General features: G+C 66.6%; 17 protein-coding genes and 3 pseudogenes. 8 read left to right on the top strand and 12 right to left on the bottom strand.

The window, feature by feature from the left end:
• Both G205_RS10610 and G205_RS10605 read right to left on the bottom strand, forming a co-directional pair.
• Positions 1-1,573: pseudogene (locus tag G205_RS10610) on the bottom strand (PTS mannitol transporter subunit IIBC); the annotation flags it as partial.
• A 97-nt stretch (positions 1,574-1,670) separates the two neighbouring features.
• Complete coding sequence (locus tag G205_RS10605; RefSeq protein WP_035752716.1) at positions 1,671-2,396, bottom strand: TetR/AcrR family transcriptional regulator; 726 nt, start codon at positions 2,394-2,396, stop codon at positions 1,671-1,673.
• 159 nt (positions 2,397-2,555) lie between these two features.
• Here G205_RS10605 and ptsP point away from each other — a divergent pair, with 159 nt between their 5' ends.
• Positions 2,556-4,241, top strand: a complete 1,686-nt coding sequence (gene ptsP, locus G205_RS10600) for a phosphoenolpyruvate--protein phosphotransferase (protein WP_009357951.1) — start codon at positions 2,556-2,558, stop codon at positions 4,239-4,241.
• Here the strand turns inward: ptsP and G205_RS10595 are convergent, their stop codons facing one another.
• Positions 4,242-5,024, bottom strand: a complete 783-nt coding sequence (locus G205_RS10595) for an alpha/beta fold hydrolase (protein ID WP_035752714.1) — start codon at positions 5,022-5,024, stop codon at positions 4,242-4,244.
• Between the two features lie 48 nt (positions 5,025-5,072).
• Here G205_RS10595 and G205_RS10590 point away from each other — a divergent pair, with 48 nt between their 5' ends.
• A complete protein-coding gene (locus tag G205_RS10590) occupies positions 5,073-5,519 on the top strand; it encodes a helix-turn-helix domain-containing protein (protein ID WP_035752712.1) in 447 nt (148 codons plus the stop codon).
• Here the strand turns inward: G205_RS10590 and G205_RS10585 are convergent.
• Positions 5,516-6,733 (bottom strand): PucR family transcriptional regulator, encoded by a 1,218-nt coding sequence (locus G205_RS10585; RefSeq protein ID WP_009357948.1) that lies wholly within the window; start codon positions 6,731-6,733, stop codon positions 5,516-5,518. The genes G205_RS10590 and G205_RS10585 overlap by 4 nt on opposite strands.
• 233 nt (positions 6,734-6,966) lie before the next feature.
• Here G205_RS10585 and ald point away from each other — a divergent pair, with 233 nt between their 5' ends.
• The gene (gene ald / locus G205_RS10580) at positions 6,967-8,085 is read left to right on the top strand and encodes an alanine dehydrogenase (RefSeq protein ID WP_009357947.1); all 1,119 of its coding nucleotides are present in this window, start codon (positions 6,967-6,969) and stop codon (positions 8,083-8,085) included.
• A 9-nt stretch (positions 8,086-8,094) separates the two neighbouring features.
• Here the strand turns inward: ald and G205_RS10575 are convergent, their stop codons facing one another.
• The 6 genes from G205_RS10575 to G205_RS10550 all read right to left on the bottom strand — a co-directional run bounded on the left by G205_RS10575 (position 8,095) and on the right by G205_RS10550 (position 16,154).
• Positions 8,095-9,156: a Gfo/Idh/MocA family protein gene (locus tag G205_RS10575; RefSeq protein WP_009357946.1), complete on the bottom strand. Its 1,062-nt coding sequence runs from the start codon at positions 9,154-9,156 to the stop codon at positions 8,095-8,097.
• Between the two features lie 133 nt (positions 9,157-9,289).
• Positions 9,290-11,008 carry an ABC transporter family substrate-binding protein gene (locus tag G205_RS10570; protein ID WP_009357945.1) on the bottom strand — a complete coding sequence of 573 codons (1,719 nt, stop codon included), beginning with the start codon at positions 11,006-11,008 and terminating at the stop codon, positions 9,290-9,292.
• A 46-nt stretch (positions 11,009-11,054) separates the two neighbouring features.
• Positions 11,055-13,292 carry a dipeptide ABC transporter ATP-binding protein gene (locus tag G205_RS10565; protein WP_009357944.1) on the bottom strand — a complete coding sequence of 746 codons (2,238 nt, stop codon included), beginning with the start codon at positions 13,290-13,292 and terminating at the stop codon, positions 11,055-11,057.
• Positions 13,289-14,293, bottom strand: a complete 1,005-nt coding sequence (locus tag G205_RS10560) for an ABC transporter permease (RefSeq protein WP_009357943.1) — start codon at positions 14,291-14,293, stop codon at positions 13,289-13,291. The genes G205_RS10565 and G205_RS10560 overlap by 4 nt, the downstream gene beginning before the upstream one ends.
• Before the next feature lie 2 nt (positions 14,294-14,295).
• The gene (locus G205_RS10555; protein WP_009357942.1) at positions 14,296-15,279 is read right to left on the bottom strand and encodes an ABC transporter permease; all 984 of its coding nucleotides are present in this window, start codon (positions 15,277-15,279) and stop codon (positions 14,296-14,298) included.
• Positions 15,280-15,542: 263 nt separating this feature from the next.
• Entirely contained in the window at positions 15,543-16,154 is a 612-nt protein-coding gene (locus G205_RS10550; protein ID WP_009357941.1) for a TetR/AcrR family transcriptional regulator, read from the bottom strand.
• A 123-nt stretch (positions 16,155-16,277) separates the two neighbouring features.
• Between G205_RS10550 and G205_RS10545 the strand changes: the two are divergent.
• The 5 genes and pseudogenes from G205_RS10545 to G205_RS10525 all read left to right on the top strand — a co-directional run bounded on the left by G205_RS10545 (position 16,278) and on the right by G205_RS10525 (position 20,162).
• Positions 16,278-16,834, top strand: a pseudogene (locus G205_RS10545) (NAD(P)H-dependent oxidoreductase).
• 175 nt (positions 16,835-17,009) lie between these two features.
• Entirely contained in the window at positions 17,010-17,831 is an 822-nt protein-coding gene (locus G205_RS22750) for a GerMN domain-containing protein (protein ID WP_235046861.1), read from the top strand.
• A 64-nt stretch (positions 17,832-17,895) separates the two neighbouring features.
• Complete coding sequence (locus tag G205_RS10535; protein WP_009357939.1) at positions 17,896-19,185, top strand: aminotransferase-like domain-containing protein; 1,290 nt, start codon at positions 17,896-17,898, stop codon at positions 19,183-19,185.
• Between the two features lie 45 nt (positions 19,186-19,230).
• A complete protein-coding gene (locus tag G205_RS10530; RefSeq protein ID WP_009357938.1) occupies positions 19,231-19,659 on the top strand; it encodes a universal stress protein in 429 nt (142 codons plus the stop codon).
• A gap of 155 nt (positions 19,660-19,814) precedes the next feature.
• On the top strand, positions 19,815-20,162 hold the full coding sequence (locus G205_RS10525) for a hypothetical protein (protein WP_009357937.1): 348 nt from the start codon (positions 19,815-19,817) through the stop codon (positions 20,160-20,162).
• Here the strand turns inward: G205_RS10525 and G205_RS10520 are convergent.
• The gene (locus G205_RS10520; RefSeq protein WP_009357936.1) at positions 20,141-20,758 is read right to left on the bottom strand and encodes a phosphatase PAP2 family protein; all 618 of its coding nucleotides are present in this window, start codon (positions 20,756-20,758) and stop codon (positions 20,141-20,143) included. The two genes, G205_RS10525 and G205_RS10520, sit on opposite strands and share 22 nt — an antisense overlap.
• A 5-nt stretch (positions 20,759-20,763) precedes the next feature.
• Positions 20,764-22,253, bottom strand: a pseudogene (locus G205_RS10515) (dihydrolipoamide acetyltransferase family protein).
• Position 22,254: the final 1 nt, after the last annotated feature.

The following is a 22,254-nucleotide window of genomic DNA, read 5'->3' as shown; positions in this document are numbered from 1 at the left end:
GCAACACCGGCGGGAGCGCCGGCGGAGTGCGCGCCGCCGGGGGTTCCGGCGGCGGGCTCGGTGCCCGGGGCGGTACCTGCCGAGGTGTTGCTTTCGCGGACCAGTTCAACGATCTCGTCGTAGCGCGGACTGCTCATGAAGTTGTCCACGGAGTAGTGGACGGCGCTGGCCGTGGCGGGCTTGGCGCGTTCAGTCAGGTCCTGGTGCGTGATCACCACGTCGTAGGTGTCGCTGAGGTTGGCGATGGAGGCGTTGGTGACCTTGACGTCCGGGAAGCCGGCCGCCTTGATCTTGTTCCGGAGCACGGAGGCGCCCATGGCGCTCGAGCCCATGCCGGCGTCGCAGGCGAACACGATGTTCCGCACCGGCCCGGCCAGGACGCCCACGCCGCCGCCTGCGGCAGCGCCTGCGCCGGTCAGGGTGGAGGCAACGGAGCTCTTCTTGCCCTTCATCTGTTCCATCCGGGAGGTGGCGTCATTGAGGTCAACCTCGTCGCTGTGCTTGGTGGTCTTCATGATCACCGAGGCCACCAGGAAGGACACCGTTGCCGCCAGCAGGACCGCGAGGATCACGCCCAGGTAGCTGTCGCGGGAGGTCTGGGCGAGCACCGCGAAAATGGAACCCGGGGCGGCCGGGGCGACCAGGCCGGAGCCGGTGACGGCCAGGGTGGCGATGCCCGTCATGCCGCCGGCGATGGCAGCCAGGATGAGCAGCGGGCGCATCAGCACGTACGGGAAGTAGATCTCGTGGATGCCGCCGAGGAAGTGGATGATGGCAGCACCCGGAGCGGAGGCCTTGGCGGCGCCGCGGCCGAAGAACATGTAGGCCAGCAGGATGCCGAGGCCCGGACCGGGGTTTGCCTCCAGGAGGAACAGGATGGACTTGCCCTGCTCCAGGGACTGCTGGACGCCAAGGGGGGTCAGGACGCCGTGGTTGATGGCGTTGTTCAGGAAGAGGACCTTGGCCGGCTCGATGAAGATGCTGGTCAGCGGCAGCAGGCCGTTGTCCACCAGGAACTGCACCACATTGCCGGCGCCGGCGCTGAAGGCGGAGACCACCGGTGCAATCGCGTAGAAGCCCAGCATGGCCAGGAGGGCGCCCCAGATGCCGGCCGAGAAGTTATTCACCAGCATCTCGAAGCCGGGGCGGATCTTGCCGTCCCAGATCGAGTCGATCTTCTTCATGGTCCAGCCGCCCAGGGGGCCCATGATCATGCGCCGATGAACATCGGGATGCCGGCGCCCACGATGACGCCCATGGTGCCGATGGCGCCCACCACGCCGCCGCGGACGTCATAGACCATCTTGCCGCCGGTGTAGCCGATCAGCAGGGGCAGCAGGTAGGTGATCATTGGTCCCACGAGGCCGGTGTTGGGTTCGCCTTCGGCGTTGGTGCCGAAGCCGCCCAGTTCGGGAACCGGCAGCCAGCCCTTCTCGATGAAGAGCGCCGTGATGAGGCCCCAGGCGATGAAGGCACCAATGTTGGGCATGATCATTCCGGACAGGAATGTTCCGAACTTCTGGACGCCAACCCGCATGCTGGTGCGGGGTTTCGCAACTGTTTCTGGTGCCATGTGATTTCCTAACCGTCTGTCCTGCTGCTCCGCAGGATGGTCCGATGGTGACGAGCGACGTACTGCTGTGTAACGGGCTGATGCGCAGGAGGCTGCTTCAGGCCGGGCTGGTGGAGATCCGGTGCAGCCATTCGAGGAAGAGTTTGAGTTCCGAGCTCGAGAGCTGGTCTGAATGCGAGGCCTGAAGTGCGGCGTTCAGGGCGATCGCAGCCACCACAACCGAGGACTTCCCGGTATCGCCCGGCACCGGACCCGTGGAGGGCTCGGCGGACACCGCAAAGATCATGGCGTCCCGGGTCATGGTGGACAGTTCGAGGTTCCGTTCGGAGGCGGGCTCCGCAATCAGCATCAGCGTCACGCCCACGTTGGCCGCCAGGATGGACCTGGCCGCTTCCCGGGGCTGGACGTTCAGCTGGCCCGCCGCCGCTGCCTTGTTCAGCATCTCCTCCATCAGGGCCTCGGCATCGGCAACGATGGCGGGGCGGCTTTCCGGGCGGATGTTGCCGAACATCACCAGGTACAGCTCCGGCTGGTTGAGGCCGAACTGCACGTGGTTGTCCCACATTCTCCGGATGTCCTCAAGCGGATGCCCGGAGGGGGCGAAATCCCTTTCGCCCGCGACATATTCCTCAAAACCCGCGGCGACGACGGCGTCGAACAAGCCCTCCTTGTCGCCGAAGTGGTGGTACAGGGTGGGAGCCGAAACCCCTGCCAGCTGGGTGATCTGGCGGGTGGAGACGGGAGCCCCCGCGGATTTTGCCAGCAATTCGGCCGCCGCACGCAGCAGTCGCATTTTGGGGGGAAGCTGGCCATCCAAACTCATAACCGCTACCCTAGCACCTATAGCATTGCTATATGAACTGAATCACATACAATTTTTTCAGGCACGTTTCCCGCCCTGGACGTAGCAGTCCTCTGGCGGTCCCGGCACGCGCCGGAGATCCTGACGCGCCTGGCTACCGGAAGAGAATGAGGACCTTCAGTGCAGAACTTCCCAGGAGTAGGCGTCAGTCCAGGCCGCGTCATCGGAGTCATCCGGCAGATGCCGAAACCGATCAGCGAACCTCCCGCCGGTGAACAGCTGGCACCGGGCACGACGGCCGAGGAAGCAACTGCAGCCCTGAAGGCGGCGTCCCAGGCGGTACACGATGAACTGAAGGCACGCGCCGCGCACGCCACCGGCGACGGCAAGGCGGTCCTCGAAGCCACCGCACTGATGGCCAAGGACACCATGCTGATCAAGGGCGCCAGCAAGCTCATTGCCCGCGGCGTGTCCGGCGAGCGCGCCATCTGGGAATCAGGCTCCTCGGTCTCCGAAATGCTCCATAACCTGGGCGGTTACATGGCTGAACGGGCCACCGACGTCCTTGACGTTCGTGCCCGGATCGTCGCTGAGCTCCGCGGTGTTCCCGCGCCGGGCATCCCCAGCTCCAGCACCCCGTTCATCCTGGTGGCCGAGGACCTCGCCCCGGCCGACACCGCCACCCTGGACCCCAACAAGGTGCTGGCCCTGGTCACCTCCGGCGGCGGCCCGCAGTCCCATACCGCCATCATCGCCCGCTCCCTCGGCCTTCCCGCCGTGGTCGCCGCGGTGGGCGTGGACGAACTCCCGGACGGCACCGAGGTCTACGTGGACGGGGCTGCCGGCAGCATCACCGCCCAGCCCGACGGATCCCTCCGTGCCGCAGCGGAAGCGTGGGCCGCCACGGCTTCCCTGCTGGCCGAGTTCAGCGGAACGGGCGCGACGGCGGACGGCCACCTTGTGCCGTTGCTCGCCAACGTGGGCGGCGGCAAGGACGCCGAGGCGGCCGCCAAGCTGGGCGCCGAGGGCGTGGGCCTGTTCCGCACCGAATTCTGCTTCCTCGAGCGGGACACCGAGCCCAGCGTTGAAGAGCAGGCCGCAGCCTACAAGAGTGTTTTTGATGCCTTCCCGGGCAAGAAAGTGGTCCTGCGCACCCTGGATGCCGGCGCGGACAAGCCGCTTCCGTTCCTGACTGACTCCACTGAGCCCAACCCGGCCCTCGGCGTCCGCGGCTACCGCACCGATTTCACCACTCCGGGCGTCCTCGACCGCCAGCTGGAAGCAATCGCGCTGGCAGAGAAGCAGTCGGAGGCGGACGTGTGGGTGATGGCACCCATGATTTCGACGGCCGAGGAGGCAGCCCACTTCGCTTCCATGTGCGCAGGCGCCGGCATCAGGAACCCCGGCGTGATGGTGGAGGTCCCCTCCGCCGCCTTGACGGCCGAATCCATCCTGCGTGAGGTGAACTTCGCCAGCCTGGGCACCAACGACCTCACCCAGTACGCCATGGCGGCCGACCGCCAGCTCGGTCCGCTCGCCAACCTGAACACCCCATGGCAGCCGGCCGTCCTGCGCCTGGTGGGGCTCACCGTTGAAGGCTCCCGGGCAGAAGGCAGCGGCAAGCCCGTGGGCGTCTGCGGGGAGGCTGCCGCGGATCCCGCCCTCGCCGTCGTACTGACGGGCCTTGGCGTGAATACCCTGTCCATGACCGCGCGCTCCATTGCGGCCGTGGCCGCCGTGCTGAAGACCGTCACGCTGTCCGAGGCCCAGCAACTTGCCAAGCTGGCGCTGTCCGCACCGAGCGCCACCGAGGCACGGGCGTGGGTGCGGGAGAAGCTCCCTGTCCTGGAGGAGCTGGGGCTCTGATCAGGCGCTGACGCCGAACCCGTCCACCGCGCGGACCCATCCGCTGATGGTTTCCGCCGCGGTTCCGGGAGCCGTGTGCTGGAAGACGTGGCCCTGCCCGGGGATTTCGCCGGCGGTGCCCTGCGGGGCAACGCCGGCCAGGCGCGCGCACCACGGGCGCCGCGCGATCGGGTCCTTGGCGCCCCGGAGCACCAGCACGGGCTGGCTGACGCGGGCCAGCCGCCCGGTGATGGGGTATTCCATCATCACCGGCAGCTCGGTGAAATACCAGCGCAGGCCGGCCCGGAAATAGTCGCCGAACACAATGATGTTGGCGGACAGGGATTCACTGAACAGCGCGTCCCTGGCCAGTGCCAGGGACTGCCGCGCCACCGAATTCCGGCTGTCATCCACCACCGGCCCCATCAGGACGGCGCCGGACACCTGGCCGGGCTCCTGCAGCGCCAGCTCCACCGCAAGCTGGCTTCCCATGGAATGGCCCACCGCCAGGTAGTGCCGTACGCCGGCTTCCGCCAGCACCGCGGTCACGAAGGCGGCAAAGTCTTCCACTCGAAGCCGGCGGCGGGGGCGGTCAGCGTTGCCGAATCCCGGCAGGTCGAAGGTGTAGACGTCGGCTGCCTTGGCCAGCTCCTGGTGCAGCCGTGCCAGGTAGCGGTGGGAGACGCCGATCCCGTGCAGCAGCACGTAACTTGGCCTGGGCCCGGCGACGGCGGGCAGGACCGAGGCATAGAGCTTTCCCTGCAGGCCGCCGTGTTCCACGTCCTGTCCGCCACTCAATGCCATCAGCCGAGCATACCGCCAGCCGCGGCGGGGCACCGGTAGGCTGAAAATATGGCATTGATAGCTCCCCGGATGACCGGCGCCCTCCCCCGGGAAGACGCGGACAAGCTGCAGCGGGCACTTGCGGGCAGCGATGACATCACCGTCTTCGTGGACGGCACGGTCCACCGGCTGCCGCCCCTGGCCCGGGGCGCCGTCGTCGATCTCCTCCACCGGTTCAGCCGCGGCGAAGCGGTCACGGTCAGCAGCGTGGAGGAAATGCTGACCACCTCCAAGGCCGCGGAACTGGCCGGCATCTCGCACACCTACCTCCGCAACATGACGGACCGCGGCGAAATCCCGGTGGAGTACCGCGGTACGCACCGGCGCATCCCGCTGGCGGCCATCATGGCCTGGCTGGACAAGCAGAAGCTTGAACGGCAGAAACTGGAGCACCAGAAGAAGGAATCCAGGAAGAAGTCCGGCCCGCAGGAAGCGGTGGACGGGCAGGACGCCTAGATCCTTGGCCGGCCTGCCCAGCGCCGCATCTTAAGGGCTGCGTGGAGTTCCAGCCGGGGCAGCCCCTTGAGCGGGTCCACGCCCAGGAGCTGCCGGATCCGGCCCAGCCGGTTGTAGATGCTGCTGCGGTGCAGATGCAGCCGCGCGGCCACGTCCTGCACCGAGCCGTCGTTGTCATAGAGGAGCTCCAGGACGGGAATGAGCTCACCGTTGCGGTCGTGGTCCTCCAGCATCCGGAAGTAGACGGAGCCGGAGTCCGCCCAGGCGCCCACCCCTCCCCCGGCGGAGGCCAGCAGCTGGTACACGCCGGCCGCCCGGCAGTCCACGAGTTCGCCCAGCTGCGGGTCCACCGCGGCGGCCTGCGCGGCAACCCTGGACTGGCGGTACGCCTCGGACAGCTGCCGGGTCCTGCTGAAGCCTTCACTGATGCCCAGGATGATGCGGTGGACCGGGCGGCCCGAGCGTTTGGCCAGTTCCAGCTGGTAGTGCACCAGGACCTGGGCGTGGTTGGCCCGGCCGGTCGATTCGCGGAACAGCACCACGGAATGGGTCTCGGTGCCGGCGCTGAACAGGGCAGCATCAACACCCACGGTCGCCTGCAGCGCGGTGGAGCGGTGGGTCAGGGTGGCCGCGATGGGATCCGGTCCGCTGGCCCAGCCGTCGGCATCGAGGACCGTGACCATCTGCCACGGTCCCTTCCCCTGGACTTCCTTCCACCCGGCCACGGCGGCCACCGCGTTGGGTTCTCCGGCGCAGGCAGCCAGGAACTCCCGCTCCCGGCTCCGCCGGTACTCGGATTCGGCGGTGTTGGAATCCAGCAGCAGCCCGGACAGCAGTTCCAGCTCGTGGTTGACCGCCGGAAGCTGGGTGAGGATGGCCGCTGGATTCTCCTCGGCCGAGTCCTGCTGCACCCACAGGTATCCCACGCGGAACCCGCGGACCATCAGCGGGACGCAGACGCGGCCCAGCATTCCCAGGTCCGGGTTGGCCGGGACCACCACGGGGCGGACGGCGGTGGCGATGCCGTGCGAGAGTTGCCAGGCGGAGACGTCGGCGGGCACCTTCTTGCTGAGCAGGAAGTTCACCCGTACCCGGTCGGCGTGGGACTGGTTTGAGCTGTAGGCGAGGAGCACCCCGTCCAGGTCCTCGAGCGACAGCCCGCGGCCGAGCTTTTGCGCCACCTGCTCCACGAGCTGCTCCACACCCTGCTGCATGGGGCAACACTACTGCTTGTGGACGTGCGCGGACGAACGGACAGCAGGCGACACCTGACGCCCCAGGACTCGACATCTGTCGATCCTAAACGGGAGAAATCCGCGGAATCATGCGGTTCTCCCTGCATGCCCGCCACTGGTCCATGTCAGCTGGCTCACAAGCGGATTTATCGTGGAAACACGAAATCCTTCCGCACTTTCCGGCCCACACGGCCGAGAACCTGGAGCCCACGATGATCATCGGTGTCCCCAAAGAAATCAAGAACAACGAATTCCGGGTGGCCATCACTGCCGCCGGTGTCCACGAGTTCCGCACGCATGGCCACACGGTCCTGGTGGAGCGCGGCGCGGGCCTCGGTTCAGGCATCACCGATGAGGAATACTCGATCGCCGGCGCGGAAATCGTCAACGAGGCGGACGATGTTTGGGCCCGCGCGGACATGGTCATGAAGGTGAAGGAGCCCATCAAGGCCGAGTACCACCGCTTCCGCAAGGGCCTGATCCTCTTCACCTACCTCCACCTCGCCGCCGAACCGGAACTGACCCGCGAGCTCATCAACTCCGGCGTCACGGCCATCGCCTACGAAACGGTGCAGGAGGGACGCACCCTGCCCCTGCTCGCGCCCATGTCCGAGGTTGCCGGCCGGCTGTCCGTCCAGGTGGGTGCGTCCTCGCTGATGGCGCCCGCCGGCGGCAAGGGCATCCTGCTGGGCGGCGTGCCCGGCGTCCGCCCCGCCAAGGTTGTTGTGCTCGGAGCCGGCGTTGCCGGAACCAACGCTGCGGCGATGGCGCTGGGCCTGGGCGCCGACGTCACCATCCTGGACATCAACATCAACCGGCTCCGCGAACTGGACGCCCAGTACCAGGGCCGACTCAAGACGGTGGCTTCAAACAAGTACGAGATCGAGAAGTCCGTGGTGGACGCCGACCTGGTGATCGGCTCGGTCCTGATTCCCGGCGCCAAGGCCCCCAAACTGGTGACCAACGACCTCGTGGCGCGGATGAAGCCCGGCTCGGTCCTGGTGGACATCGCCGTGGACCAGGGCGGCTGCTTCGAGGACACCCACCCCACCACGCACCAGGAACCCACGTACAAGGTGCACAACACCATCTTCTACTGCGTGGCGAACATGCCCGGCGCCGTCCCCAACACCTCCACGTACGCGCTGACCAACGTCACCCTGCGCTACGCGGTGGCCCTGGCCAACCTGGGCGTCAAGGCGGCGTTCGACCGTGACCCCGCCCTCGCAGCCGGGCTCAACATCGCCGCCGGCCACGTCGCGCACCACTCGGTTTCGGAGGCGCACAACCTGCCCCTCGTGGCGGACTGGCACGAGCTCGTTTCGGCCTAGCAGGAGGCGCTACCGGGCCAGCCCGCGTGCCGCCTCGATGATCTTCAGGGTCTCGACGGCGTCCGCCGGGTCCACGGGAAGGGGCGCGCCGGAGGCGGCACCGCCGTCGTGGATCTTCCCGGCGAGCAGCCGGTAGAACTCCGGATAGGCTCCACGCTCGGTGGGCAGGACATCCAGGTGGCCGTCACGGCCCAGGAGCCCTGCCCATTCCGGCGCCTCCACCCCGTATTCCGCGTCGAGGGGGCTGCCTCCGGCCACAATGTAGGGTTCCTGCGGGTCCACGCCGTGCTTGGTGTAGCCGCCCACCGAGCCCAGGACGCGGAAGCGCGGGGCCTGCTGCGCGCAGAGCATGTTCATGTGCAGGTGGCTGAGCACCCCCGTCTCGTGGCGCAGCACCACGAACACATCGTCATCCGCCCGCTCGTCGGAGCGCCGCGCCCGCAGCTCGGCATGGGTCACCGTGGCCGGGCCGAAGAGCTGGAGCGCCTGATCAATGAGGTGGCTGCCCAGGTCGAACAGCGCACCGCCTCCTTCGGCTGCCGTTGCGCGCGCCTTCCAGGCCTTGGCGATGATGGGGGACCAGCGCTCGAAGCGCGACTCGAACCTTGTCACGGTGCCGACGGCGTCCACCTCCAGCAGTTTCCGCAGGGTCAGGAAGTCGCCGTCCCACCGCCGGTTGTGGAAGACCGTCAGCACCCGGCCCAATTCCCCGGCCAGTTCGATCAGTTCCTGCCCCTGTGCACTGGTGACGGTGAAGGGCTTGTCCACCACCACATCCAGCCCCGCTTCCAGGGCAGCCCTGGCCAGGGGGTAGTGGGTGGCCGGCGGGGTTCCCAGCACCACCAGGTCCAGGTCGCCCGCAACGTCCAGGACGGCGTCACCATTGCGGACTGTCTTGACCCCCGGATACCGGGCGCTGGCAGCCGCTTGCCTGCCGGCGTCGGACGTTGCGACGACGTCCAGCGAGTAGCTGGGGTCAGCCGCGATCAGCGGGGCGTGGAAGACGCTTCCGGACAGTCCGTAGCCGACGACGGCAGTGCGGATGGGGCGGGCAGCAGCAGTACCGGTCATAGGGCTACCGTACTCCCGCACGCTCTCTCACTTAATGGCCCTTAACCGCTAACGCTCTCTCACTTCCGGAAAGGAAGCGAGAGAGCGTTGCGGGAAAACCAACGTTAAGTGAGAGGGCGTCCCGGGGGCAGGGTTACTTCTTTTCCCAGCCCAGGGTGGTCCAGTCCGGAACCTGGGACAGGCTCTGGAACAGGGACGGGCCGTAGTTGGCCAGGCCGGTGCGGACGAAGGAGATCTGCGGGCCGTTCATGACCACGCCCATGGAGAAGTACTTCGCCATGTGCTCCTTCTCAACCTCCATGGCTGCCTTGTTCCGCTCGGCGTTGTCCTCGATGGAGGCGAGCTCGGCGATCCTCTTGTCCAGTTCAGCGTCTCCCAGGCCGTTTTCGTTGGTCTTGGAGTCGTAGTACTGCTTGACGGCGGACGTCGCATCCGCCCCAACGGTGTAGCCGGAGACGCTCACGTCGAACTCGCGGCCGCCGATGACCTTTCCGAAGTCGGCAGAGGCCCGCTGATCGATGCCCACGTCCATGCCGCCGGCCTGGAGCTGCTTCTGCAGGGTCTGGGTGAAGGCCAGCGTGGTGGGATCGTCACCGAAGTTGCTGATCTTGAAGGAAACAGGCTTGCCGTCCTTCTCCATGACGCCGCTGGCGTTCTCCGTGTACCCGGCATCGGTCAGGACCTTCTTGGCGGCATCCGGGCCGGTCTCCTTCACGGGGTAGTTGTCCTGGTAGTAGTCCGAGAACGGCAGGAGCATCATGGAACCGGAGCTGGGCTCCTCCCAGTTCAGGCCGTTGAACCGGACCTTGCGCAGCGCCTCACGGTCCACAGCGGCGAACATGGCTTCCCGGACGGCGACGTCGGTGATCCGCTGGGCGTTGATGTTCAGGCCGCCGGCGAACAGCCGCTGGCCGCGGCGGACCTCGGCGTCTTTGGTGCCTTCCAGCTGCTTGTAGAGCGCGATGGTGTTGGCGGACATCGCATCGATCTCGCCGTTCTTGAAGGCTGCAATCTGGGCGCTGGTTTCCAGCTGACGGAAGACCACGCTCTCCAGGACCGGCTTCGTGCCCCACCACTTCTCATTGGGCACCAGGGAAAGGGTCTTGGCCGCGGGGTCGTACTGGTCCACCTTGAACGGGCCTGCCATCCACTCCGGGTGCATCTCGCCGACAAAGCCCTCGTTGAAGATCTCCGGCGTGTTGACAGCCGGGTGGATCAGCCCGAAGAACAGGTCTTCGAGCGGGTAGACCGGCTGCGTCATCTTGACGATGACTTCCTTGTCGCTGCTTCCGGCCTCGACAGACTCCACGAAGGCGTAGGAACCGGAGGACACGATGTCGTAGCCGGCATCCGGGCTCTTCAGGATGTTCCAGGTGTTCTGGAAGGCCTTGATGTCGATCGGCGTGCCGTCGTTGTACGTTGCTTTGTCGTTGACCTTGATGGTGACGGTCTGCTTGCCGTCAACCATCTCGCTTTCCACGGACTCGCAGAAGTCCTTGTTGGGGCTCGCCTTGCCCTCGAAGTCGACCTTCCAGCAGCCGCCGATGCCGCCACCCGTCACTGCAACGGGGTTGATCGGAGCCATCAGGGCGGAGTTGTCCGAGCTGTTGCCGTTATTGGAGAAACCGTTGAAGTCCGGACCGATGCTGCCCAGCGGAAGTGTCACCTTGCCGCCCTGTTCAAGATCGGCCGCAGGCTTCTCGTTGATGCTGATGAGCTTGGACAGGTCGCTGCCTGCCTCCTGCCCCTTGGCCGTTTCGGGGCCAGTGGCTCCGCCACCACCGCCGCAGGCCGTCAGCGCCAGGGCAGCAGCAATGGCAGCTGCCCCGCCGATCCTGTTCAGATTCCTCATGGTTTTCCCTTCGTTGAGTGCGGGTGGAGTGATGGGTCGACTAATCCTAGGGCGCATGGTGGTCCGCCGTGTCGTGGACTACCAGCATGTCTTCATCCAGCTGTCCGTCCGGGAAGAAACAGGCAAAGCGCTGGTCCGGCGACGGCCCGGGGGCAGCCTCCAGGGTCCGTGCCGCCTCTGATGGCGTCACGGGCTCCAGCGGCGGCTCCAGGCTGAGGCACTTTTCCTGTTTTGCGGGCGGCAGGGCGGCGAAGACAGGGCACCGGGTGGCGAAGTTGCAGCCCTTGGGCGCGTCCAGCGGGGAGGGCAGGTCGCCCTTGAGGATGATCCGTTCGCGGGTGCGTTCCACCTGGGGGTCAGGTACGGGAATGGCGGACAGGAGGGCCCGGGTGTACGGGTGGCGCGGGTTGCCGAAGACCCGGTCAACCTCCCCGATCTCCACAATCTTGCCCAGGTACATCACGGCGACCCGGTTGGAGATGTGCCGGACCACGGAAAGATCGTGCGCCACCAAAAGGTAGCTCAGCCCCAGCTCGGCGCGGAGCCTGTCCAGGAGGTTGATGACCCCCGCCTGCACCGAAACATCCAGGGCCGAGACGGGCTCGTCCAGGACCACCAGCTTGGGGTTCACGGCCAGCGCCCGTGCAATGCCAATCCGCTGGCGCTGGCCGCCGGAGAACTGGTTGGGGAAGCGGTTGACATGGTCCGGCTGCAGGCCCACCAGCCTCATCAGCTCCATGATCCGTTTCTTGATGGCCTGCCGGTCCATGCCTGCGTTCTGCAGCGGTTCGGCGAGGACTTCGTAAACGGTGAACCGCGGGTCCAGGGCGCCGGTGGGGTCCTGGAACACCATTTGCAGTTCCCGGCGCATCGCGCTTTTGGTCCTGGCGTCCGCGGCCTGCTTGTTGCTCAGGCCGCCGATGACCACCTCGCCGTCCTGGTCCTTGTGGAACTCCATGATTTCCAGGAGCGTGGTGGTCTTTCCCGAACCTGATTCGCCGACGATCGAGAAGCACTCCCCCTCGCGGATGTCGAAGCTGATCCCGTCCACGGCCTTGACCGTGCCGATGCGGCGCTTGAGCAGGGCTCCCTTGGTGAGCGGGAAGTGCTTGCGGATGTCCTTCAGTTCCAGGACTGCGGAGCGCTCCTCCCGCGGCATCGCATCGAAGCGGGAGACGGGCACCGGCGGAGCCGCAAAGACGTCCTGGGCGTCCACGTCCGCTCCAAGCGACTCCGATTTGATGCATGCGGCGCGGTGCCGTGCACTGCCCGGGACCGCCGACAGTGGGGGCTCCCCGGCACGGCACGGGTCCGAGGCCAGCGGGCACCGGGGGGCGAACGAGCAGCCGGTGGGCTGGTGGAGCAGGTTGGGCGGCATGCCCTCGATGGGCACCAGGGACGTCTTTTCTGCCACGTCCACCCGGGGCACGGCCCCCAGCAGGCCCATGGTGTACGGCATGCGCGGGTTGTAGTAGATGTCATCCACCCCGCCGGTCTCCACCGGCCTGCCCGCGTACATGACCATGATGTCGTCCGCCATCCCGGCCACCACGCCGAGGTCGTGGGTGATCATGACGACGGCGGCGCCCGTCTCTTCCTGTGCTGTGTGGAGCACCTCGAGGACCTGCGCCTGGATGGTGACGTCCAGCGCCGTCGTCGGCTCGTCCGCGATCAGGACCCGCGGGTTGTTGGCGATGGCGATGGCGATCATCACGCGCTGACGCATGCCGCCGGAGAATTCATGCGGAAAGGCCCGCAGCCTGTCCTTGGGGCTGGGAATCCCCACCATGGCCAGGAGTTCGACGGCGCGGGCTTCCTTCGCCTGCCTGCTCATGCCGGGGTTGTGGATGGTGAGCGCTTCGATGATCTGGGTGCCCACCGTGTACACGGGCGTCAGGGAGGAAAGCGGGTCCTGGAAGACCATGGCCAGTTCATTGCCGCGGTAACCGCACATGGCTTTGTCGCTGAGGCCGAGCAGTTCCCGGCCGTTAAGCCGGACGGAGCCGGAGACCTCCGCGGCGGCGGGCAGGAGTCCCATGATGGCCAGGGAGGTGACGGACTTGCCGGAACCGGACTCCCCCACGATGCCAAGCGTCTTGCCGGCCATCAGGTCGAAGTCCACGCCGCGGACGGCGTGGACCATCCCGTTTTCGGAGGTGAAGCGGACGTGCAGGTCGCGGACCGACAGCACGGCGTCGCTGGGGGCCGCAAGCCCGGCAACGTGGAGCCGCTCCGCCGGCAACCCTGCGGACTCCGCCGGCCCGGCGGTGGTTTCGCTGCTCATGACGCCTTCTTCTGCACGAGTGACTGGTCGGTTCCGTTGTTCCTGGCCCTCTTTTTCCTCGCCTTGCCGCTGGAACTGGAGCTGGGGTCGAAGGCGTCACGCAGGCCGTCGTTCATCATGGCCAGGGACCCGGTGAGGAGGAACATGACGGTCAGGGGCACCCAGAACATCCAGGGGAACGTCTGGACCTGGGAGGTGGCGCCGCCGATCAGCACGCCGAGGCTGACGTCCGGGAGCTTGATGCCGATGCCAATGAAGGAGAAGGCAACCTCCGCAAGGATGGCGGCGGTGACGCCGCGGGTGATGTCCAGGACCAGCAGCGAGCCGATGTTCGGCACCAGGTGCCGCCAGATGATCCGGCGCGGCGGCACTCCCATGTACTGGGCCGCCTTGACGAAGTCCCGCTGCATGAGGGACATGGACAGTGACCGGATGAGGCGTGCGGTTCCCATCCAGCTGAAGACCAGCAGGACGATGATCAGCAGCAGCCAGGAGGGCAGGTCCTGTTTGAGCCCCGCTCCGCCGCCGCTGGTGGCCACGGCAACCACCAGGAGTGCCGGCATCATGATGAGCGCTTCAAGGACGAAAAGCATCAGCTTGTCCACTTTGCCGCCGAAGTAGGCCATGGTGCAGCCGTAGACCGCGGCTATAAGGACCGAAACAAGTCCCACCACCAGGCCGATCAGGATGGAGATCCGGGTTCCCTCCACCGTCATGGCGTAGAGGTCGATGCCCGCCTGGGAGGTGCCCAGGTAATGCTCGGCGGACGGCGGCATCCCGATGTTGAAGGGGTCGATGGTTTCCTTGTCCCAGGGCGTGAAGTACCCGCCCACAAAGGAGAACAGGGTCAGGGCAAGGAAGATGGCCAGGCCGGCCACGGCTGTCTTGTTCCGCATGAACCGGCGGAAGATGATGGTGGACTTGCCGATGACGACGTCGGCGCCTTCCAGGTGCGCATCCTGCGCCGCTGCTGCCGGATCGACGGCGTTGAGGTTGGTCACGGCTACTGCACCCTCACTCTCGGGTCAACCAGGGTGGTGGCAAAGTCCGCCAGGATGGCTCCCAGGGCGAAAATGACCGAGCCGTAGGCGAGCGTGGCCGTGGCGGCGTTGACGTCCTGCAGCGAAATGGCGTCAATGCTCCAGGAGCCAACGCCGGGCCAGGCGAAGATCTTTTCCGCAAAGAATCCGCCGGCGAAGATGGCCGGGATGGTGAAGGCGATACTTTGTGCCACCGGGATGAAGGAGACCCGCAGCGCGTGCCGGGTTATGGCCTGGTTGCGGCTGAGCCCCTTGGCGCGGGCCGTCCGGACGAAATCCGCATTCACGTTGTCCAGTAGGTACTGGCGCTGGGCGATCTGGTAGGAACCCCATCCCACCAGGGTGATTGCGACGGTGGGGACCGCGTAATGCGCCAGCATGTCCACGAACTGCGCCCAGCCCGGTTCAATCCCGGGGGTGGAGATGCCGGTGACGAAGAAGATGCGTTCACCCACGGACTCGTTGATATTGATAGCCCCCAGTTGCACCAGGAAGTAGGCGATGGGTGCGGGCACGATGTAGGCAAGGTAGCTGTACGACGTGATGACCCGGTCCTGGAACTTGTACTGCCGGGCGGCGGAGTAGACCCCCAGGGCCACGCCGATGACAAGGGTCAGGATGATGGATGCGAGGAACAGCCTGGTGGAGATCCATACCCTGTCGCCGAACTCCGCGTTGATGAAGGCCCCGTTGGGGCTCCTGCCCCAGTCCCACCGGGTAACGATGGCGGTCAGCCAGTCGACGTAGCGCTCCCAGGGGCTCAGGTCCGGGTCCAGCCCTTTGAGCCGCATCGAGGCAGCAACCTGTTCGGGAGTGGGGCGCGGAATGCGTTCCTGCTCGAGCAATGCAGGCTTCAGGGAACTCACCGCGAGGAAGTAGCCCGCGGACGTCGTCAGGAAGATCATGACCACGTAAATGAGGCCGCGCCGCGCGAGATACCTGAGCACGCTATCTGGATCCTTCCGTCCCCACCGGATCAGCGGGAGTTGTACCGCGTCACCGGATCCATTGCCAGCGGGTAGCTGGCGACCCGCACCCTGGCCGGGCGTCCTGGCGGACTATGTCGCGGGTCACATTCCAGAGGAAACTACCACAGGCCGCCAGCGAATTTGCGGGCGACCGGGGCGAAAGCTACCCGCGGGTACCAGATTGTTATGAATAATTCTGTGAAGTTGATTTGACTGGACGCTGGGGCATCTGCCCGCGTAATCTATGCGCCTTTGACCACCCGTGTGACAAGATCCTGCCACGACGCAGCCAGCCTGTCAGCGGTAATCCCGTGGACCCGCACCAGGTTCAGAAGCCGCCCGGGGTCCAGGGCAGCGCCCAGGGAGCCCGCCATTAGCCATGGGTCGGAGGTGAAGCCTTCTTCGCGGAGCAGCACTTCGATATGGCGGTGCCAGAGCGCCGCTGCCGGCACCTCGAAGCGGCTGCTGCGCGAGGCGTTCTCCGCCGCGAGCACAAGGTCGCCGAACTCCACCACATACGCGATCCGCGCCGCCCCGAAAGCAACAAGCCGCTCAAGGCCGGGAGCGCCCGGCCCCAGGGGAGGTGGACCAAACAGGAAGCGCTCCTGGAACGCCGCTTCGGAGTCGTCGAGCAGCGTCAGCAGGAGGCCGGCCCGGCTGCCGAACCGGCGGAATACAGTTCCTTTGCCCACTCCGGCACGCTCCGCGAGACGGTCCATAGTGAGCGCCTGTGCGCCGCCCTCCTGGATGATCTCCCGGGCGGCCGCCAGCAGCCGCTCCCGGTTGCGGGCGGCGTCACTGCGTTCAGCTGCCGTCGCCGGCGTCATGCCCGGCCGCAGTGGGATGAGGCTCACAGCGTCATTCTAGCCCCCGGGAATAGAAACGGACCGTGGTCCGTTTAGCCTGGTGAAAGGCATGACCAGCCTCAGAGAAAACCGGCAAGCGGCGCCCCGCTGCCACCAAGACAAGGAGTTCTTATGACCAAGAGCAAAGTACTGACTCTCGTCGGCAGCCTGCGTGCCGAATCCACGAACCAGAAACTGGCGGAGGCAATCCAGCTCAACGCCCCCGAGCAGGTGGACGTCGTCATCCATGAAAGCCTGGGCAATATCCCCTTCTACAACGAGGACATCGACGTTGAAGGCAAGGTTCCCGCCGCTGCCGCCGCCCTCCGTTCGGCAGCCAGCGAAGCCGACACCGTCCTCCTGGTAACCCCCGAGCACAACGGCACGGTGCCCGCCGCCCTGAAGAACGCCATCGACTGGCTGTCCCGCCCCTTCGGCGCCGGCGCCCTCGCCGGCAAGCCCACCGCCGTCGTCGGAACTGCGTTCGGCCAGTACGGCGGCGTCTGGGCCCAGGACGAGGCCCGCAAGGCCGCGGGCATCGCCGGCGCCAGGTCCTCGAGGACGTGAAGCTGGCCGTCCCCGGCTCGATGGTCCGGTTCGCCGAAGTCCACCCCAAGGACGACGCCGAAGTGGTTGAGCAGATCAAGGGCGTATTCGATGCCCTTGCTGCTGCCGCACCCGCAGCCTAAGGCGCAATATCCCGCGGGCAACGCCCGGTCCGCCCTCCGACGGACCGGGCGTTGCCGCCTGCGGACACCGTGACCAACTCTTGTCCCAACCGGTACCTCCCGGACATACGCACCCGGAAGGGCCAGCCGTAGCATTGATGCACGAAACGTACCGGAACGGGATCGCGGTGCAGTCATGGCAGCAGGGCGGAGCGCCGGGAGGCGCCGGACAAGGAAGCGCTGGGCGGCGGCAGCCCTCGCCCTTCCGCTGCTCCTTGCCTCCTGCGTGAACCAGGCCCCACAAACACCCTCCGCCGCCTCCCCCAACCCGGGCAGCGGTTCCGTCAGCAGCCCTGCACCGACTCCCGTCCCCACCGCTCCCGCGCCGCAGCCTCAGGAGCCAGCCCCGGCCGGCACTCCCACCACGCCGCCCGAACCCACCCTCGCCCCAACCCCAACCCGGCCCTCGACCAGTCCCCCTGCAATGGCACCACCCCAGGGCCTGTCCGTCCCGGAGGCGGCGCGGCCGAGGGAAACAGCCGCAACACGGTCCCCGTCCCCCGCCAAGTCGAGTCCTCCTGTGAACCCCGCGGCACCACGGATGCTTACCGCTTACTACGTCCTCCTTGACGACGGCGGCAGCAGCGGCGTGCGTTTCGGCTGCAACGACAGCCTGGTGGGACTGGCCCGGGCCGCACCCGGGACCGAGCCCCTGCTGACTGCGGCGATGAACGCCCTGCTCCAAGGGGCCGGAGACGCCGACATTCCGCTGGATCCGATCGAGGTGTCGGATGTTTACAACGCCTTGGACGGCTCCGAGCTGACGTTCCTGTCCGGGAGCTTCGACGGGACCACCGTCACGGTCTACTTGGCCGGAACGCTCAGCCTTGGGGGCGCCTGCGACGTTCCGCGAGTGGAGGCCCAGTTGACCCACACCGCCGTGGCCGCCGTTGGCGCCATCAGGGCGGACGTTTACGTAAATGGACAGCCCCTTTCCGAGGTGCTGCGCCAGGACTAGCCCGTAGGCACTAATTTGCAACAGGTGTTGCTTTTTAGGCAACCCCCGGCTGTATCCTGTCGGTGTGAGCCACGAAACAATCGACGCAACCGGGACGCTGCCAGCGGAAGCAATAGATGCGATCGAACGGGCCGCCACATCGGCGCACCGGCACGAGGAACTGTTCTCGGACCGGGCCGCGAACATCCGCCAGTCCGCGGTTCGCGACGTCTTTGACATCTCCATGCGCCCGGGCCTGGTCTCCCTTGCCGGCGGAAGCCCCTACCTCCAGTCGCTGCCGCTGGAGCGGCTGGGTGCCACGGCGGCCCGGATCATTGCAGAGGACGGCCTGACCGCGCTGCAGTACGGGACCGGCCAGGGGACCCTGGAGCTGCGGACCCAAATCTGCGATGTCATGGCCGCCGAAGGAATCCTGGATGCCCTGCCAGAGAACGTGGTGATCACCGCCGGCTCCCAGTCAGCGCAGGACGTAGCCACGAAGGTCTTCTGCAATCCGGGGGACGTGGTGCTGGTGGAAGACCCGACCTATGTGGGCGCGCTCAACACATTCGAGTCCTACCAGGTGCAGGTGGAAACGGTGGGCATGGACGAATCCGGCCTGGTCCCGGAACTGTTGGAGGCAAAAATCGCGGCGCTGCAGCTGTCCGGCAAGAGCATCAAGTTCCTCTACACCATCCCCAACTTCAACAACCCCTCCGGTATCACGCTGGCAAAGGAACGCCGCCAGCAGGTCGTCGACATATGCCGCAAGGCGAATATTCTGGTCCTTGAGGACAACCCCTATGGGCTGCTGCGCTACAGCGGCGAGCCACTGCCTCCGCTGCGTGCCGATAACGCCGACGACGTCATCTACATGGGGTCGTTCTCCAAGATTTTCGCTCCGGGCCTGCGCATCGGCTGGGCCCTGGTGCCCGAACACCTGCAGCGCCGGTACTACCTTGCCGCTGAATCCGTCACGCTGTGCCCGCCCACCCTGAACCAGATGCTCGTCTCCGCCTACCTCCGCGACTACGACTGGAAGGGCCAGATCGAGACCTACCGGAGCCTGTACGCCGAGCGCTGCCAGGCGATGCTGGCCGCCTTGAAGGAATTCATGCCCGCGGGGACAACCTGGACCACCCCGGAGGGTGGCTTCTTTGTCTGGGTGACCCTCCCGGAAGGCCTGGACACCTACCCGCTGCTGCACAAGGCGATTGACGCGGGCGTGGTCTTTATCCCCGGCGCCGCCTTCACGCCGTCGGACGAGCCGTCCAACAAGCTGCGCCTCGCCTTCAGCGCGGTGCCCCCCGAGGCTATTACCGAGGGCGTGCGCCGGCTGGCGCCGGTGCTTCAGGAAGCCATCGCCGCGCTGTAGCGTTGGCCACACCAGTGCCGCGGAACCAAGCAAAGGAGCAAACATATGAGTGGAATCATCGTTGTTGGGGTTGACGGCAGCGGAACGGCAAAGAAGGCGGCGGAATCCGCCCGGGACCTGGCCCTCGCCCTGGATGCCTCGCTCCATGTGGTGACGGCCTTCGACAGTGACAGGACAGAGGTGTTTGGCAGCGGAAGCGACCAGTGGATCGTCTCCGACGCCGACGCCGCCGAGCATGTTGCGCGGACAGTGGCGGAATCACTGGGAGGCGGCGGGAAGGTAACGTACTCGGCTGCCCGCGGCCGCCCTGCTGACGCCCTGATCAAGGAGGCCATCCGGATGGAGGCCCGCATCATCGTGGTGGGAAACCGCAGGATGCAGGGCATCGGCCGGGTCCTGGGCAGCGTGGCGAACAGCGTGGCCCACAACGCGCCCTGTGACGTCTACATCGCCAACACGTACGACGCCGACTAGGAGTTACCGCGGACACTCCCCCTGGTGGCCAAGGTCGCCCCGGGGGGTGTCCGTTCTCACGCGCTATACGCCATTTAAGCCCTGAGCGCAAAGATAAAATTGAATCAGGCCCCAACGGTGCGGACAACAGCAGACACCACTACCAAGGGGCACCATTGATCACTCTCCAGCGCCGCCAGCTCGTAGGCCACGACATCCTCCTGGCCCGCCACGGAAACCACATCTGCTCCATGCGGGTTGACCGCAGCAACGGAACCGTCGTGGCACTGCTGGATGACGGCAGCGTTGACAGTGCGCCGAACCTCATTGCCCCTGACCTGCAGCTTCCCGAAACCGTAGGCAGCGTGCTGCGCGAGGACTGGAAGCTGCTGACGGCGTGGGCCGGAATGGCTGCCGCGATGGGCGTGCTGCTGACGGCTGCGGCTGTGGCCCTGGGGAACACCGCCGATCCGGCCGCCCTCGAGATGTTCACCACGATGTCCTACGGCGCCATCAGGCCCTGAAGCATCCACCAGATGCCCGCCATCACCACTCCCCCGAAGAGTGAGCCTGCCACCACCTGAGCCACGGTGTGCGCGCGAAGCACCACGCGCGACCAGCCGACCGCCGGTACCAGAAGCAGCAGCGGGGCCCACGCCGGCCCCAGCATCAGGACGGCGATAACGGTAGAGCAGGAAATGGCTGCTGCATGGCCGCTCATTTTCCAGAACGGGCTGACAGCGGCCAGGACCACCACCCCGCCGACCACGGCGAGGACCATGGCAACAACGCTCCGTGGCGCCCCCGCCGCCTCCAGGACCAGCAGCCCGGCCAGGATCGAGCCCAGCGCCATGAGCAGGACCGGTGCCCGCTGTTTCCTGTCACTGACGTGGTGGTCTGTGACCTTTCCAAGCCGCACCAGGACCAGCAGCAGGATCAGCGGCAGCACGCAGACGAACACGGCTGCCAGCGCCCCGTACACCATGGTTCCGGGGAACCCGTCCTCCGTCAGCGGGCTGACCAGCAGCTGGATGCTGACCACCACGGGCGGCTGGAACGCCTCGGTCAGCCATCTGGCGGTCCTGTTTTTCGCCCGGATGGTGTTGCTGTTGACAACCACGTCCCTTAGTCCAGGAGCAGCGCGGGCTCTTCCAGGATGGCCGCAACGTCTGCCATGAAGCGTGCGGACAGGTCACCATCCACCACCCGGTGGTCGAAGGAGCCGCCAAGGGTGGTGATCCAGCGCGGGATGACCTCACCGTCAAGGACCCAGGGCTTCTGCTTGATGGTGCCGAACGCCACGATGGCCACCTCGCCGGGGTTGATGATGGGCGTCCCCGTGTCGATGCCCAGCGCCCCGATGTTCGTGATGGTGAGCGTGCCGCCCTGCATTTCGGCGGGCTGGGTCTTGCCGGCCCGTGCAGTGGTGGCAAGGTTGTTCAGCGCGAGGGCCAATTCCTTGAGGGACAGGTCCTGGGCGTTCTTGATGTTCGGCACCATCAGGCCTCGCGGTGTTGCAGCGGCGATGCCCAGGTTCATGTAGTGCTTGACGTGGATCTCGGCGGCGTCGGTGCCGTCGGCGTTGTCCACCCAGGTGGCGTTGACGCTGGGGTTCCGTGCGGCAGCCAGATGACGGCCTTGGCCAGGATCAGCAGCGGCGAAACCCGGATGCCCTCGAAGTCCCGTGACGATTTGAGCCGCTTGACGAACTCCATGGTCCGGCTGGCGTCGACGTCCACGAAGATGCTGACGTGCGGAGCGGAGAAGGCCGACTCCACCATCGCCTTGGCCGTGGCCTTGCGGACACCCTTGACCGGAATCCGTTCAATCCGCTGGTCCTGCGGCTTGCCCGCCTTGCCCCAGAAGCCGTCCGCCTTGTCCAGTTCGGCGTCGCGCTGGGCCTGGTAGCTGACCAGGTCCTCCCGGGTTACCTCGCCGCGGGAACCGGTAGCCACCACATCCGCCAGGTCGATGCCCAGGTCCCGGGCAATCTTCCGCACGGGAGGCTTGGCCAGGACCCGGTTGACCAGCCCGGTAATGGTGCCGCCCAGGGTGGGCCGGTTGTCGATGGCGTCCGCCGGGGCGGAAGCGGCGGGGCGTGGGGCTTGGCTGACCTCCGCCGGCGTATGGGGCTGGACCGGTTCCACCTCGGGTGCGTTGACGGTCACGGCGGCAGAGGGCTGCACCTTGCGCGGGCGGCGCTTGACGGCGTCGGCCTTGGGGCCGGAACCCACCAGCGGACCGCCGGTCGGGGCATTGTCCTGCGCGTCGGCGTCGTCCCTTGCGCCCTCCTCGTCGGCAGGGAGCGTGCCGTACAGCGGCTGCACGGGTGCTTCCGGGGCGCGAACGTCAGCGGGCGTGGGATCGCCTTCCACTTTGTCGCTGACGCTGATGATGGCCGTCCCGACGTCGATGGTCACCCCTTCCGGGACCAGCAGCTCAGTGACGGTCCCGGCGAAGGGGGACGGCAGTTCCACGATGGACTTGGCGGTTTCGATCTCGCAGAGGACGTCGTTGATGGCAACGGCGTCGCCGGGCTTGACCTTCCAGGAGACGATCTCGGCCTCGGTCAGGCCTTCGCCGACGTCGGGCAGGTTGAACTTGTTGAGAGTCATG

It is taken from the genome of Arthrobacter nitrophenolicus (assembly GCF_000332815.1).
GTDB lineage: Bacteria > Actinomycetota > Actinomycetes > Actinomycetales > Micrococcaceae > Arthrobacter > Arthrobacter nitrophenolicus.
The sequence above is the reverse complement of the archived record's forward strand: the minus strand, read 5'-3'. Positions and strand labels throughout refer to the sequence as shown.

What these genes read in the sequence shown, in the direction of transcription:
- G205_RS10605 (WP_035752716.1), bottom strand. Translation starts at nt 2,396, where the DNA reads ATGAGTTTGGATGGCCAGCTTCCCCCCAAAATGCGACTGCTGCGTGCG.
- G205_RS10595 (WP_035752714.1), bottom strand. Translation starts at nt 5,024, where the DNA reads ATGGCATTGAGTGGCGGACAGGACGTGGAACACGGCGGCCTGCAGGGA.
- G205_RS10590 (WP_035752712.1), top strand. Translation starts at nt 5,073, where the DNA reads ATGGCATTGATAGCTCCCCGGATGACCGGCGCCCTCCCCCGGGAAGAC.
- G205_RS10585 (WP_009357948.1), bottom strand. Translation starts at nt 6,733, where the DNA reads ATGCAGCAGGGTGTGGAGCAGCTCGTGGAGCAGGTGGCGCAAAAGCTC.
- ald (WP_009357947.1), top strand. Translation starts at nt 6,967, where the DNA reads ATGATCATCGGTGTCCCCAAAGAAATCAAGAACAACGAATTCCGGGTG.
- G205_RS10575 (WP_009357946.1), bottom strand. Translation starts at nt 9,156, where the DNA reads ATGACCGGTACTGCTGCTGCCCGCCCCATCCGCACTGCCGTCGTCGGC.
- G205_RS10570 (WP_009357945.1), bottom strand. Translation starts at nt 11,008, where the DNA reads ATGAGGAATCTGAACAGGATCGGCGGGGCAGCTGCCATTGCTGCTGCC.
- G205_RS10565 (WP_009357944.1), bottom strand. Translation starts at nt 13,292, where the DNA reads ATGAGCAGCGAAACCACCGCCGGGCCGGCGGAGTCCGCAGGGTTGCCG.
- G205_RS22750 (WP_235046861.1), top strand. Translation starts at nt 17,010, where the DNA reads ATGGCAGCAGGGCGGAGCGCCGGGAGGCGCCGGACAAGGAAGCGCTGG.
- G205_RS10530 (WP_009357938.1), top strand. Translation starts at nt 19,231, where the DNA reads ATGAGTGGAATCATCGTTGTTGGGGTTGACGGCAGCGGAACGGCAAAG.